Annotated in this window: 5 protein-coding genes; all 5 read left to right on the plus strand. The window is 66.4% G+C overall.

Going from position 1 to position 15,228, the window contains the following annotated elements:
* The first annotated feature begins 24 nt into the window (after window positions 1-24).
* The 5 genes from MRS60_RS27920 (at window position 25) to MRS60_RS27945 (ending at window position 15,128) form a co-directional block, all read left to right on the plus strand.
* Window positions 25-3,111: a GLUG motif-containing protein gene (locus MRS60_RS27920; protein ID WP_243565996.1), complete on the plus strand. Its 3,087-nt coding sequence runs from the start codon at window positions 25-27 to the stop codon at window positions 3,109-3,111.
* Between the two features lie 236 nt (window positions 3,112-3,347).
* On the plus strand, window positions 3,348-6,857 hold the full coding sequence (locus MRS60_RS27925; protein ID WP_243565997.1) for a GLUG motif-containing protein: 3,510 nt from the start codon (window positions 3,348-3,350) through the stop codon (window positions 6,855-6,857).
* A gap of 593 nt (window positions 6,858-7,450) precedes the next feature.
* A complete protein-coding gene (locus tag MRS60_RS27930) occupies window positions 7,451-10,570 on the plus strand; it encodes an ATP-binding protein (protein ID WP_243565998.1) in 3,120 nt (1,039 codons plus the stop codon).
* Window positions 10,571-11,186: 616 nt separating this feature from the next.
* The gene (locus tag MRS60_RS27940) at window positions 11,187-11,855 is read left to right on the plus strand and encodes a response regulator (RefSeq protein WP_034181875.1); all 669 of its coding nucleotides are present in this window, start codon (window positions 11,187-11,189) and stop codon (window positions 11,853-11,855) included.
* A gap of 177 nt (window positions 11,856-12,032) precedes the next feature.
* The gene (locus tag MRS60_RS27945) at window positions 12,033-15,128 is read left to right on the plus strand and encodes an ATP-binding protein (protein ID WP_243565999.1); all 3,096 of its coding nucleotides are present in this window, start codon (window positions 12,033-12,035) and stop codon (window positions 15,126-15,128) included.
* The last annotated feature ends 100 nt before the right edge of the window (window positions 15,129-15,228 follow it).

A 15,228-nucleotide genomic window follows, 5' to 3' on the forward strand; every position in this document is an offset into this window, starting at 1 on the left:
ATATAAATTGAAGAGGATGCCAAAATGAACAAGGCCTATTCATTGGTATGGAATGAAGCGCAGGGCGGCTGGTGCGCAGTAGGGGAAACGGCACGCCGTCGCGGCAAGTCGGGCAGCGGCAAGCGCCTGCTCGCGGCGAGCGTGTCGCTGCTGGGGCTGGCGGCGGCGTCGGGCGCATACGCGCTGCCGACGGGCGGTGAGATCGCGTCGGGTAAGGCGGACATCTCGACGTCCGCGGACAACAAGACGATGTCGATCAACCAGCACACGGACAAGCTGATCACGAACTGGCAGGACTTCAGCGTGGGTGGTGGCGAGCGAGTGTCGTTCCAGCAGCCGACGAATCAGTCGATCGCGCTGAACCGGGTGATCGGGGCGAACGGCAGCCAGATTCACGGTCAGATCGACGCGAACGGTCGCGTGTTCCTGGTGAACCCGAACGGCGTGATGTTCGGCGCGGGCGCACAAGTGAACGTGGGCGGCCTGGTGGCGTCGACGCAGAACCTGACGGACGCTGATTTCCTGGCGGGCCGCTATCGATTTGCGGGAACGTCGGGTCAAGCGGTGGAGAACGCCGGGACGATCACGGCGACGGAAGGCGGCAGCGTGGCGCTGCTGGGCGCACGCGTATCGAACACGGGCGTGATCCGTGCGCAGATGGGCCGTGTGGCGCTGGGCGCGGGCAATGCGTTCAACGTGAACTTCGACGGCAACGGGCTGCTGAACCTGCAGGTCGAAAGCGGCGCGGTGGACGCGCAGGCGAACAACGGCGGGCTGCTGAAGGCGGACGGCGGTGAAGTGCTGATGACGGCACGTGCGGCCGGCGACCTGCTGGGTTCGGTGGTGAAGAACAGCGGCACGATCGAGGCGCAGGGCCTGAGCAGCCGCGACGGGAAGATCACGCTGGACGGCGGCCAGGTGCATGTCGCGGGCAAGCTGGACGCGAGCTCGCAGGATGCATCGACGGCGGGCGGCACGGTGACGACGCGCGGCGAGCAGGTGGTGGTATCGCGCGACGTGCAGGTGGATACGCGTGCGGCATCGGGCAAGGCGGGCCTGTGGACGATCGAGGCGGCCAACGCGGGCGTCGATGCGGCCGGAAATGCCATCACCGGAGAGACGCTGGCGCGCAGCCTGGGCACGACGAACGTGGCGCTGACCAACACGTCGGGCGACCTGACGGTGGGCGATGCGGTGAACTGGGCGAGCGACAACACGCTGGCGCTGACGTCGAAAAAGGGCAGCGTCGACCTGAAGCAGTCGCTGAAGGCGAGCGGCGCGAACGCGGGCGTGACGATGAACGCGGCGCAACAGATCCGCATCGGCAACAACGTGGCGCTGACGGGCGAAAAGGCGAGCCTGGCGCTGAACTCGGGCAGCGGCCATACGCTGACGAACGACGATGCGACGGTCACGCTGTCGGGTCGCAATGCGTCGTTCTCGGCGAACGGCGATGCCTATCAGGTGATCCACGATCTCGCGGGGCTGCGCGGCGTCGAAGGTAACATGAAGGGCCGTTACGTGCTGGGCAATGCGATCGACGGCAAGGGCGCGCAATTCCGCGGTATCGGCGGTGACAGCGCATTCAACGGCGTGTTCGATGGCTTGGGCAACACGATTTCCCGCTTGACGATCAATGGCAACGGTCAGTACGTCGGCCTGTTCGGGTTGAATCGCGGCCGTATCGCGAATCTCGCGCTCGACTCGTTCGCCGTCAACGAAGCATCGACCGGAACGCCTGCGTCGGTCGGTGCGCTTGCCGGCGCCAATCATGGCGGGACCATCTCGAACGTTCGCGTAACGAAGACGACGGTTTCGTCGAACGGGAAGATCAGCAGCCTCGTCGGCGGCCTCGTCGGTGACAACGTCGCCGGCGTCATCGACCGCGCCCGATTCCAGGGCAGCATCACAGCCAACGAGGCGGCCGATTCAATCGGCGGCATTGCCGGCAGGAATTTCAGCGCGCGGATCGCGAATAGCCAGGCCGATGCCGAGATCACGAGCATGCGATCGTCGAACTACATGCGCGCCGTCGGTGGTGTCGTCGGCAGGAATCTCTATGCGACGGTGTCGGATTCGACGAGTGCCGGCAGGATCTCGGTGGGTGACCGCACGCAAGTGGGCGGCCTCGTCGGTCAGTCGGCGAACAGCATGATCGACAACGCGATTTCGACGGTCGACGTGTCGGCCGGGAAGTCGAGCTTCGTCGGCGGCGCGGTCGGCAGCAGCGATGGCGGCACGATCGTCGGTTCGTCGGCACGCGGCATCGTTCGCGCGACGGACGGCAGCAAGGTCGGCGGGTTCGTCGGCCTCAACAGAGGCGCTCGTATCGCGGATGCGCAAGCGTTCGGCGCGGTGAACTCGAAAGGCGCGGCAGCCGTTGGCGGCTTCGCTGGGGAGAACGTCGACGGCGGCGTGCTCGAAAACGTCGCGGCAAACGGTAGCGTGAGCGACATCGCGAGCAGCGTCGTGGGCGGCCTGGTCGGCAGGAACGCCGGCACGATCCGGGCGGGCAACGCGGCAGGCGATGTCGGTGCGGGTCAGGGAGCCAGCGTGGGCGGGCTTGTCGCCGTGAACGACGGCGCAATCGAGCAATCCGCGGCTCGCGGAGCCGTGCGTGCCGGGCAGGCGAGCCGGGTTGGCGGGCTCGTCGGCCTGAACCACGGAACGATTTCGGGGTCGAGCGCGGCCGGATCGGTCACTGCGGCTCGCGACAGCACCGTCGGAGGTCTGGTCGGCGAAAACATCGGCAAACAAGCCAGCATCCGGAACTCGAAGGCATCGGGCAACGTGACGACCGCCATCGGCCAGTTCATCGGCGGGTTCGCCGGGATGAACGGTGACGGCGCGCTGATCGCCGATTCGGAATCGTCGGGGGCGATCGCCGGCTCCGGTACGTTCGCCGGCGGGTTCGTGGGCGTGAATCATGGCGTGATCCGTTCGTCGCATTCGAGTTCGAAGTTTGATTACTCGGGGAATGGCATGCCCTTGGTGAGAGCCGGATTCGTTGCATTCAACTCGGGGCGCATCGAATCGAGCGATACAAGCGGCGCGGCCGCACGTGAACCGTTCGCCAGCGTCAACGTGGGCTGGATCGACAGCAAGCGGTAATTTTTCTCGGTGAAGAGCCGGTCTCGAATGCCCCGGGGCGGCAACCAGGATCGAACGGTTGCCGCCCCGGACATGGCATGCCGGTTCCGGGGCGGGTTGGAGCCGGCGAGCATGGCGCGGATGGTGCAGTAATCCGCGAAACGAGCAACGGACATATTCGTTCCGCGCTCGATAAGCAGTTTGTATAGGTATACGAAATAATTAAAGTATGCCGACCAATCATGAGGAAATGAAGAATGAACAAGGCCTATTCATTGGTATGGAATGAAGCGCAGGGCGGCTGGTGCGCAGTAGGGGAAACGGCGCGCCGTCGCGGCAAGTCGGGCAGCGGCAAGCGCCTGCTCGCGGCGAGCGTGTCGCTGCTGGGGCTGGCGGCGGCGTCGGGCGCATACGCGCTGCCGACGGGCGGCGAGATCGCGTCGGGCAAGGCGGACATCTCGACGTCGGCGGACAACAAGACGATGTCGATCAACCAGCACACGGACAAGCTGATCACGAACTGGCAGGACTTCAGCGTGGGTGGTGGCGAGCGAGTGTCGTTCCAGCAGCCGACGAATCAGTCGATCGCGCTGAACCGGGTGATCGGGGCGAACGGCAGCCAGATTCACGGTCAGATCGACGCGAACGGTCGCGTGTTCCTGGTGAACCCGAACGGCGTGATGTTCGGCGCGGGCGCACAAGTGAACGTGGGCGGCCTGGTGGCGTCGACGCAGAACCTGACGGACGCTGATTTCCTGGCGGGCCGCTATCGATTTGCGGGAACGTCGGGTCAAGCGGTGGAGAACGCGGGGACGATCGCGGCGACGGAAGGCGGCAGCGTGGCGCTGCTGGGCGCACGCGTATCGAACACGGGCGTGATCCGTGCGCAGATGGGTCGCGTGGCGCTGGGCGCGGGCAATGCGTTCAACGTGAACTTCGACGGCAACGGGCTGCTGAACCTGCAGGTCGAAAGCGGCGCGGTGGACGCGCAGGCGAACAACGGCGGGCTGCTGAAGGCGGACGGCGGTGAAGTGCTGATGACGGCACGTGCGGCCGGCGACCTGCTGGGTTCGGTGGTGAAGAACAGCGGCACGATCGAGGCGCAGGGCCTGAGCAGCCGCGACGGGAAGATCACGCTGGACGGCGGTCAGGTGCATGTCGCGGGCAAGCTGGACGCGAGCTCGCAGGATGCATCGACGGCGGGCGGCACGGTGACGACGCGCGGCGAGCAGGTGGTGGTGTCGCGCGACGTGCAGGTGGATACGCGTGCGGCATCGGGCAAGGCGGGCCTGTGGACGATCGAGGCGGCCAACGCCGGGGTCGGCACGGCAGCGCAGCCGGGCAAGCGCGGTCTGGTCATTGGCGGCGGGCTCAACGGTAATACCGGTAGCGGCGGCACCGGCGGTAACGCTGGCGGTGCGATCGACGGGGAGACGCTGGCGCGCAGCCTGGGCACGACGAACGTGGCGCTGACCAACACGTCGGGCGACCTGACGGTGGGCGATGCGGTGAACTGGGCGAGCGACAACACGCTGGCGCTGACGTCGAAAAAGGGCAGCGTCGACCTGAAGCAGTCGCTGAAGGCGAGCGGCGCGAACGCGGGCGTGACGATGAACGCGGCGCAACAGATCCGCATCGGCAACAACGTGGCGCTGACGGGCGAAAAGGCGAGCCTGGCGCTGAACTCGGGCAGCGGCCATACGCTGACGAACGACGATGCGACGGTCACGCTGTCGGGTCGCAATGCGTCGTTCTCGGCGAACGGCGATGCCTATCAGGTGATCCACGATCTCGCGGGGCTGCGCGGCGTCGAAGGTAACATGAAGGGCCGTTACGTGCTGGGTAACGCGATCGACGGCAAGGACGCGCAATTCCGCAGCCTTGGCGGCAAGAGTCAGGGGTTCACCGGTGTGTTCGACGGTCTGGGCAATACCATCGGCAACCTGTCAATCTCGAACCCCGGGGTGGCGATCGTCGGGTTGTTCGCGTCCAATTCGGGTCGTATCGCCAACCTCACGCTGGACAAAATCACTGCGCGAGGGGCGGCCTCTCCCACAGACATCGTCAGCATCGGCACGCTGGCCGGCTACAACCTGGGCGACATCACGAACGTGAAGGCGAAAAACGTCCTGGTAACCGGCACCGGCCGCGTGATCGTCGGTGGTCTGGTCGGCAGCAACTATAGCGGGCGGATCGATCGCGCATCCGTTTCCGGCCGTGTCGAAGGCGGCAAGGAAGCGCTGTACGCCGGCGGTCTGGTTGGCGAAAGCCGCACCGTCCTTTCGCCGAATCTCGGCGACGCGACCATCAGCAACAGCCGCGCCGACGTACAGGTTCGCAGCGAGTCGGCGGGCAGCACTGGCGGTCTGGTCGGGATCAACCGGGGCATCATCTCGGCCTCGACGGCCACGGGCAGTGTCACCGCCCTGGCCAGCGGTGCGCGTGTCGGTGGCCTGGTCGGTTTCAACGAAGGCGGGGAGAAGTCGGGCCGCATCAAGGCCTCTTCGTCGAGCGCGAGCGTGCGAGGCGGTCATGACGCGACGGCGGGCGGCCTGGTTGGCTACAACGCCGCGGCGATCGAAGCCTCCAACGCGACGGGCAGCGTGACCGTGGGCAACAACGGCACGGCGGGCGGTCTGGTCGGCTACAACACCGCGTCGATCGATGCATCCGGCGCGAAGGGCGACGTGACCGTTGGCGACAACGGCAAGGCAGGCGGCCTGGTCGGGGAAAATATCGGCAAGATCGCCGCGTCGACGGCGGGCGGTAACGTCGTTGCCGGTCGATCGGCCATGGTCGGCGGGCTCGCCGGCGTCAACCGTGCGACGATCCTGGCGTCGACGGCGAACGGCAGCGTTCAGGCCGGCAACGCCGCGGTGGCGGGCGGTCTCGTGGGGTTGAACGAGGCCACGATCAACGCATCCACGGCGAACGGCAACGTCACGACGGGCACCGACAGCCAGCTGGGCGGCCTCGTCGGCCGTAACGGGAGCGCGGCCAAGATCATCGCATCGAATGCGCATGGCAAGGTGGACGGGCGCGGCAACGCGAAGGCAGGCGGCCTCGTCGGCTCGAACCTCGGCAAGGTGGACGGTTCGTCGGCCGACGGAGAGGTCAAGGTCGGCGCGCAAGGCCAGGCTGGCGGCCTCGTCGGCGAAAACCACGGCACCGTGACCGCCTCCTCGGCGGCCGGCAACGTATCGGCTGGCGATAACGGCATGGCAGGTGGTCTCGTCGGCACGAACTTCGGCAAGGTGGCGAGCGCCAGCGCAAGCGGGGCCGTGAACGTCGACGGTACGTATGGCAAGGCAGGCGGCCTGGTCGGATACAACATGGGCAGCGTGGCGTCGTCGAGCGCGTCGGGCGACGTCGTTGCGGGCGACAATAGCTACGTCGGTGGTCTGGTCGGCCAAAACTTCATGGGCGCATCGATCGATGCGTCCGACGCTTCCGGTTCGGCGAAGGGCGGTGATGTCAGTCGGGTCGGCGGCCTCGTCGGCGAAAACGACGGCAAGGTCAAGGCGTCGTCGTCGTCGGGTGCGGTGTCCGGCGGGCGCTATGCATGGCTGGGCGGCGTGGCAGGCGGAAACTTCGGCAACGTCGACAATTCGAGCTCCAGCAGCCGTATTGCCTACACGGACGGCTACTCGCAGTTCTACGGCGGGCTGGTCGGCCTCAATTTGGGCTGGATGAGCGGCAATAGCGTGAGCGGAAGCGCGAAGGCGGTGCCGCTCGCCGGCGTCAATTACGGCTCAATCCGGGACTGATCGGTCCCGTTCCGGGAGGCGGGGGCGTTGCAGTGACGCTCGCCTCCCGGGCACGTCGCGCTGTCTCGGCTTCGATCCGACGTCCGTTCGGCACAGGTGCCGGGCGGGTTGGCGACCGGCGATGGCGGTTCGTACGCCATCGCCGGCTCGGTCTTCGTCGAAACGATGCTTTTCAAAGGTTCTTCGCGTTGACCCGCGAAGAACCTTTTCTTTTGGGCGGCGAGTTGGGCATGCCGGAGAATCATTGGAACAGTCGGTATGCGCGCCGCCAGTACGCGTCGAGGTGGCAGCGCGATCGGGGCAAATCTTTAGAAAACTTTAACAAAATGCATTGCCCGAGCTGTTGATCCGCCCAACGCTCAGTCGACGCAATGCGAAAAAAACGACGCGTATTTGTCGCATCAAGATTCGGTCAAGTCCGAAAGTGCGGCGCAGTTCTATCTAATATGTACGAAATGGTTCATGCGACGAGGACGCCCACGCGAGCCTTTGGCATGATCGGAAATCCCTTCATTTTCTAGGTGTTTTCCGAGACGGTCACGGGTGCCGGAACGACGTCGTTCCGGTCGCGTTCGCGATCGTCAACGCGCGCCATGTCGCAGAGCCCGCTTCAATCGATTCGTCGTTATCAGAGCATTTCGGTGTTCGGCGGCGGAATCGTCGTTACCATCCTTGTCCTGATCGCTTGCGGTCTCGGGATGGCATCGATCGTCTCGGGTTATGTCGAGGGGGCGCGGCGCAACTACCTGAACGGGCTGGAGCAGACGCTCAACGAAATCCAGGTAAGCGAAACCTCGTTCCGCAACGGCGTCGCGAACGCGCAGCTGATCTGGCAGGAGGCCAGCGACGTGCCGGCGCCGATCGTCGACGAGTTCCTCCTCAACGACCAGCGCGTCGCGACCCGTCCGTATCCTTCGCTCGTCGTCGGCGTGCCCGCGCGCACCGGCGATCGGGCCGAAGTCGCGCGCTATCTGTCGTTGTCGGTCCTGTTGGCACGTATCTGCGCGGCCAGCTCGATCAATCGCGGGCGCACGCTGGAGGGCTACCACTACAGCACGCGCACGGGTTTGTTCGCGCTGATCCCCCATCGGGACCGCGACGATCCCGCGCTGGTTTCGCCGGAAAGCCGCGCACGCATACTGGACGCGCTGCGCGTCGATTTCGAGCACTCGTATCCGGGCATCATCGATGCACGTCCGCACGTGCGATGGCTGCCGCCGTTCACCGATCCCGTGTCGGGGCAGCCGCGCATCCGGCTCGCGGCCGAGGCGCGCGACAACGGCAAGCCGTTCGCGGTGCTCGTCACCGAATATCCGCCCGATTACCTGCTGTCCTGGCTCGCCGACTATCGCCCCGAAGGCATGTTCTACATCACGACGGCCGATGGCCGGCTCGTCACGATGGATCCGTCGGCAAGCGATGCCGATCGCGTGGAAAGCCTGCTGAAGCTGAACCCGTCGCGGGGCGGTGCGTCGGCGTCGGGCGCGCCCGTATTCCGGAATGGCTTCCTGCTGTTTCACGGCAAGCTCGAGCCGACGGGCTGGACGCTTGCGTATGCGCTGTCGTGGGCCGACATCGCGGCCGGCGTCGCACGTTCGGCCGGTACGCTCGGCGCGGCGACGCTGCTCGCGCTCATCGTCATGTGGGTGCTGCTGCTGCGCTTTCATCGTCGGGAGTTCGTGCCGCTCTACGCGAGCTCGCAGCGCGTGTTCGACAGCGAAGCGCTGTGCCGCAGCGTGATCGAGATGGCGCCGATCGGGCTCGGGCTGATCGCGCGCGACGACGGGCGTTTCATGCTCGTGAGCCCCGCGCTGACGGACGTGGTCGAGCGGATCGGCGGCGACTATCACGCGCTGTCGAGCCAGGTGGCCGACGCATGGCAGGCGCGCGGCGACGCAGGCGGCGTGCTGTACGGCGACCTGCTGCTGGGCGACACGCAAGCCGCGCACCTGAACCTGGAATTCATCGCGTGCGGCGCACGCTATCAGGGCACGGACGTGCTGATCGCCGCGGTCGCCGACATGACCGCGAAGCGGCAACTCGTGCAACAGCTCGAAGAGGCCGTGCGCGCGGCCGATTCGGCCAACGCCGCGAAATCGTCGTTCCTCGCGGCGATGAGCCACGAGATCCGCACGCCGCTGAACGTGATTCTCGGCAACCTGGAATTGCTCGAGCGCTCGGCGCTCGACGCGGTCCAGCATGGCCGCGTGTATACGCTGCGCACGTCGGCGAAGAGCCTGCTCGCGCTCGTCAGCGACATTCTCGATTTTTCGAAGATCGAGGCCGGCGCGATGTCGGTCGAATCGATCGCGTTCGACGTGAGTGCGGTGATCGAGCGCGAGCTGAACGCGTTCGCGACGATCGCGAAGGCGAAGGGATTGCAGCTGTTCTGCGAGATCCATGCGAGCAGCACGCAACAGATGCGCGGCGATCCGACGCGGCTCGCACAGGTGCTCCGCAATCTGCTGAACAACGCACTCAAGTTTACGCATGCGGGCAGCGTGACCGTGCGCGTTGCCGTCGTCGCCGACGGACACGACGCCCCGGAACTGTCGATCGAGGTCGAGGATACGGGCATCGGCATTGCCACCGAACATCGACACAAGTTGTTCAAGGCTTTTTCGCAGGTCGATACGTCGATCACGCGGCGTTACGGTGGCACCGGCCTCGGGCTTGCGCTGTGCAGCCGGCTCGTCGCGGCGATGGGCGGCCGCATCGCGGTGGAGAGCGAGCCGGGCGCCGGCAGCCGTTTCACGGTGCTTCTGCCGCTCGGTACGGAGATCGTCACGCTCGACCGGCCGCGCGCGGCGCACGCACACGCGCTGACGCTGATCGCCGCGCATCCCGCGTGGCGCGATTTCGCGTTACCGCATCTGCAGGCATGGGGATTCGACGTCAGCGTGTACGACAGCCCGTCGAGTCTGCCGGGCGGCGTTGCGCGACGGGGCGCGGTCGTGCTGTTCGGCGATTCCGACACGTGGTCGCACGCGGATCTGGCCAGCCTGAGCGATTGCGAGCGGCTGATACTCGCGATACCCGACGGCCCGCTCGAACCGTATCGTGCCGGCGACACGGTACGCGTGTCGAGTTATTCGCTCGGCGGCTTGCGTGCCGCGTTGGCGCTCGGCGGCCCGCTGCTCGGTGGCCCGATGAGCGACGAAAGCCGGATCGATGCCGAATCGGGCGACGATCCGCGGCGTGACGATTCGCACGCTCGCGATTCGGCGACGGCCGAAATGTCGCGCGCGGCCGCCGAGCGCGGCAGTCGCGCATTGCGCGTGCTCGTCGCGGACGACGAAACCATCAACGGCTCGATTTTCAGCGAGCAACTGTACGCACTCGGTTGTACGGCAGCCGAGGTCGGATCGGGGTGTGCGGCGCTCGAATCGCTGGCCGGCGGGGAATGGGACGTGCTGCTGATCGGCGACGATCTGCCCGACATGCGCGCGCACCAACTGGCGGAAGCGGCGCGCGGCGTCGATCCCGCGTGCGACGTACTGGTCGTGACGTCGCATTTGACGCCAGAAGGCATGCAGCGCTGCACGGCAGCCGGTGTGCGGCGCGTATTGACAAAACCCGTGACGCTCGGTCACCTGCGCGGCGCGCTTGCGCATGCGTGGCAGCGGCGTGCCGCGGCTTCGGCGAAGGAGCCATGCGCGGCCGCTTGCCCATTGGGCTCAACCAATCATGAAACAGCTTTGTATGACAAGTAACCAACAGCAGCGTACGCGTCAGCGCGTATCCAAAACAACAAGGGCAGGGTGCCGGTGCATGTTCACGTCGCGCGGCAGAATTCAAATCAATACTGGAGGGGAACGTCGTGCGTCACGTAGGGAAGGTATTCGCACTGTTGCTCGATTTTGCCGCGCTCTCTGAGAAGTCCCGTCGGGAATTCCTGACGATGATGAACGAGTTTCTGCTCATGTCGCCGGTTCAGCGGCGCCGTACGCTGAACGAGTGGAAAAATCGGGTGGACGGCAACCCGCATGACCTGCCTGGCGATTCGAGCCACCGATAGCGCCGCGTCGCGGCCCGACCGCGCTGCGTGAGAGCGTAGCCGGCATCCCGTAACGGCGCCGAGCCGTCTTGAGCTTCGGCAATCTGCGCGGTGCGTCCGTGCGGACAGGTCGTGCGTATCACGAGCGCCGGCACCTGTCGTCCGCCGCGTGGCCCACGCTAATTGCAGGGCGAACCGGGATTTATCTTAAAATTGAGTCATTATTTGTCCGGTGCGCCTAATATGGCCAGCCATCGACGCGATGGCGCGAGCATGCTCCCCGTCGCGGCGGGGACCGGAAGCGTGACTGAAAGCCTCGGGGAAACAGGAACATGGACGAATTCTTTGTGCGCGTGATGGTGGCCGACGATCATCCGGCGTCCGCGCTCGGCATGTCGCAGTCGCTGCAAGGCAACAGTACGATCAAGCTTGTGGGCACCGTTTCGAACTCGACGGACCTGGTCGCGGCGCTCGACGCGCAGCAGAGCGACGTGCTCGTGCTCGACTACGTGATGCCGGGCGGCAAGTACGGCGACGGGCTCGTGCTGCTGTCGTTCCTGCAGCGCCGCTATCCGGCGCTGCATATCGTGACGATCACGATGATCGACAATCCGAGCGTGCTGCGCGCGATCCACAAGCAGGGCGTGAGTTGCATCCTCAGCAAGTCGGACGCGATCTCGCACCTGATCGGCGCCGTGCATGCCGCGTACGTCGGTGCGAACTACATGTCGCCGTATATCAAGCAGCTCCTGCAGGACATCGAATCCGAGCCCGCTACCCGCGCACTGACGACACGCGAGATCGAGGTTGTCCGATTGTTCGGCGCGGGCTACACGGTGGGAGAGATCGCCGCGCAGCTCCATCGCAGCAAGCAAACCATCAGTTCGCAGAAGTCGAGCGCGATGAAGAAGCTCGGGATCGTTCGCGACGCGGATCTGATCCGTTACAACGACGAGCAAAATCTCGCCGGTGCGTCCGACGACGATGCCGCGTCGACGTGACGCACGAGGCCCGGCTGCCGCTCCGGCCAGCTTCCGGGCACACTCCGCCGAAGTGACGCATCGCGTGTGAGCGCAGGCACGCCACGCGAACGACTACCCTGTTTTCCCGGGGGGCGATGCGCCGGCATCGGCGAATGATGCGGTATGCCCGGCCACGAGCAACGAGATCGATACGACATGCCCGCAAAGCTCAAAAGAATTGTTTCGTACGCCACCGGGGCCGTTCGCAAGCCATTCGAACCGGGGCGCGTCCGGCGGCAGCAGCAGTTTCAGCTGTATGCCAGCGGCGCGGCGATCTCCGGGTTCATTCTGGTGTGCGCGACACTCGTTTTACTGCTCGACGTGCAGGAGTCGCTCGAGCGCTTCCGCGTCGAGTTCACGGGGCGCAGGGCCGAACTCGTTGCCGAGCTGGAGATCATGAGGGCGCTGCGGAATCGCTATGTCGAGGACATGGAGCTGCAGTGGGCCGGCGCCGCTGACAATTCGCGCGGCCTGGGGTTGCTCGCCGGCAAGCGCGGCAAGCAGACGTTCGTCGGGCAAAAAGGGCGAATTGCGATCGCCGCATTCGCCGACATCCCGCCGGCCGCATCGGCGGACAGTCGCTTGCCTTACCTCGCGCGCTATCTCGAGCGGGTCGAGGTGACGGGCGTCCTGCCGCCGCCGCAACCGGCCGATCCGGGCGGTTCTGCCTACCTGATCGATCCGAACGGCGACTTCATCGTTGCGGCGGGGTATCCGCTGGTGAAGCGAGCGCTTGCGCTGCCGGCCGGTGTCGACGTCAGGGCATTGGTCGAGCAGCTGCGGCCGATGACGGACGATGCGGCCGTATCGACGGCGCCCGCCGTTCGTCGAAACGCGATTGCGCTGGACCGCCGATTCGATCCGGTGCTCGGGCGCTCCGTGCTGCGGATGGTGCAATGGGTGCGTGGCGCGGACGGCAGGCCGGTCGTCTGGTTCGTCATCAACAGCCTGCCGTTGATCGAGGGGATACTGCGCTCGCCGGGCGCCGGCAGGGAATACGCGCTCGTCGATTCTGGCGGAAAGCTCCTGCTCGGCGGGCAGCCCGACAGCACGATGGTGACCCACGCGCTCGAGCATGTGCGCCACGACGCCGGCGAGCGGGCGGCCGCACATCGCGTGGGCATGAACTTCGTTATCAGCGACCGGGTGCCGAGAGCGGACGAGGTGGTGATGGCGACCATCTCATGGCGTGCCGTGCTGAGCGACGTAGCCTGGCGCGGGGGCTTGACGGTCGTGCCCGCGCTTTTCGCGATCGCATTGCTGTGGATCGCAATCGTGATGTTCGACAGGCGGGCGCTGCGTCCGGCGAATCGGCGTGCGATTCGCCTGATCGAAAGCGAGGCGCTCAACCGGGCGCTGATCCGCACGGCGCCGGCCGGGCTCGTGCTGCTGTCGTTCGTCGACGGCGAAGCGATCGTGCGCAACGACGCGATGATCGCGTACGAGCGGGGCGTGGCGGGCGAGCCGCTCGGCAAGCGGCTGTGGCGCGCGTACCGGGACGGCGCGCCCGCCGGCAACGCGCGTGCGCGCGTCACGCGGGAGCTGGCCGTCGAGCGTGCGGGAAACGGCACCGTCTATCTCGACGCGCACATCGTGCGCACCAAGTACCGCGGGATCGACGTGCTGCTGTGCACGCTGCTCGACATCACGGCCCGCAAGCAGGCCGAGGAGAAGCTGCGCGAGGCGCGCGAAGCCGCCGAATTCGCGAACAAGGCGAAATCGACGTTCCTCGCGACGATGAGCCACGAGATCCGCACGCCGCTCAACGCGATCATCGGCAACCTGGAGCTGATGGAGCGCGCGCAGATGGCGGCGCCGCTGCGGCGCCGGCTGGGGACGATCATGTCGTCGTCCGATGCGCTGCTGCGCGTGATCAACGACGTGCTCGACCTGTCGAAGGCCGAGTCGAACCAGATGGCGCTCGAAAGCATTCCGTTCGACCTGCGCCGTGTCGTGAACGATGTGGCCGCGATCTTCCGTCCGCTCGCGGATGCGAAAAACCTCACGCTTGCATGCAGGATTGCGCCGGATCTCGCCGATGGTTACGTGGGAGACCCGACGCGGCTGCGGCAACTGGTGTCGAACCTCGTCAGCAATGCGATCAAGTTTACGAAGCGCGGCGGCGTGACGATCGACGTGCGGCTTGCCCAGGCGGGCCCGGCCGGCCGCGGCGTCGAAATCGCCGTCCGCGATACGGGCATCGGCATTCCCGAGGACAGCATGTCGACCCTGTTCGACGTCTATATCCAGACCGATGCCTCGATCTACCGGCGCTTCGGCGGCACGGGGCTCGGGCTGCCGCTGTGCCGGCGCATCGTGACGCTGATGGGCGGCGAGCTGAGCGTCGACAGCCGTCTTGGCGACGGCACGGTTTTCGTGGCTGCGTTGCCGCTGCCCGAAGCGCCGGCTGGCTGGCGGGACGATACGCCGGAGCCCGGGACGTTCGCGGATACCGTGCGCGGGTACGAAGCGGAGGCGGAATCCGAAGTGGGCACGGAGGCTGACGCGCGCGAGGAAGCCGCCGATGACGAACCGCTGCAAGTGCTCGTCGCCGAGGATCATCCGGCAAGCCGGGCGCTGCTGCGCGACCAGCTCGACGCGTTGGGCTACGACGCGACGATCGTTTCCAACGGCATCGAGGCGATGCGCGCGTTCTTCGAGCGGCCGTACGACGTCGTGCTGACCGATCTCGGCATGCCGGAGCTCGACGGCTTTGCGCTCGCGAACTTCCTGCGCGAGCAGGGCGCGCGCGTGCCCGTGATCGCGATGACGGCACATGCGACCGACGAGGATCGGCGGCGCTGCGCGCAGGCCGGCGCGGCGGAGGTCGTGCTCAAGCCGCTGTCGATCGAGACGCTCGACGCGGCGTTGCGGCGGCATGCGGGGCGCGACGCAGCGTCGTCCGCGCCGGCACACGGGCAAGCGCAAGCGCCTGTCGCGCCCGCGATGACCGACGAGGTGCTGCGCACGCTGCACGACGCGACGCTGCATTCGCTCGCGGCGATCGGTGCTGCGCTCGCGAGCGGCGACGCCGATACGCTGCGCATCGAACTGCATTCGATGCGCGGCGGTTTCGCGCTGGCGGGCGACGCCGAAGCGCGCGACGCGTGCGCAAGCGCGGAGCACGCGATGCGGGACGGCGGCCCGGAAGCATTGAAACGCGTGTGGAGTTCGACCGAGGCAGCCGTCCGGCTGGCGCTCGGACGGCTGTCGGCAGGTGACGAGCCGGGTTCGCGCGCCGCGGGAAAATAATCCGGAGTATTGATCGTCGGTTCGCGGATGACGGCCGCCGTGCCGTGCATCGCCGTTGAACATCCCGATACACGCCGCGCGGCCGCAGATGCGCTTCTGC

Origin of the sequence: Burkholderia pyrrocinia, from assembly GCF_022809715.1 — a bacterium.
Taxonomy (GTDB): domain Bacteria; phylum Pseudomonadota; class Gammaproteobacteria; order Burkholderiales; family Burkholderiaceae; genus Burkholderia; species Burkholderia pyrrocinia_C.

Excerpts from the sequence above, each read along its gene's own strand:
- MRS60_RS27925 (WP_243565997.1), top strand. The coding sequence starts at position 3,348 with ATGAACAAGGCCTATTCATTGGTATGGAATGAAGCGCAGGGCGGCTGG.
- MRS60_RS27940 (WP_034181875.1), top strand. The coding sequence starts at position 11,187 with ATGGACGAATTCTTTGTGCGCGTGATGGTGGCCGACGATCATCCGGCG.
- MRS60_RS27930 (WP_243565998.1), top strand. The coding sequence starts at position 7,451 with ATGTCGCAGAGCCCGCTTCAATCGATTCGTCGTTATCAGAGCATTTCG.
- MRS60_RS27920 (WP_243565996.1), top strand. The coding sequence starts at position 25 with ATGAACAAGGCCTATTCATTGGTATGGAATGAAGCGCAGGGCGGCTGG.
- MRS60_RS27945 (WP_243565999.1), top strand. The coding sequence starts at position 12,033 with ATGCCCGCAAAGCTCAAAAGAATTGTTTCGTACGCCACCGGGGCCGTT.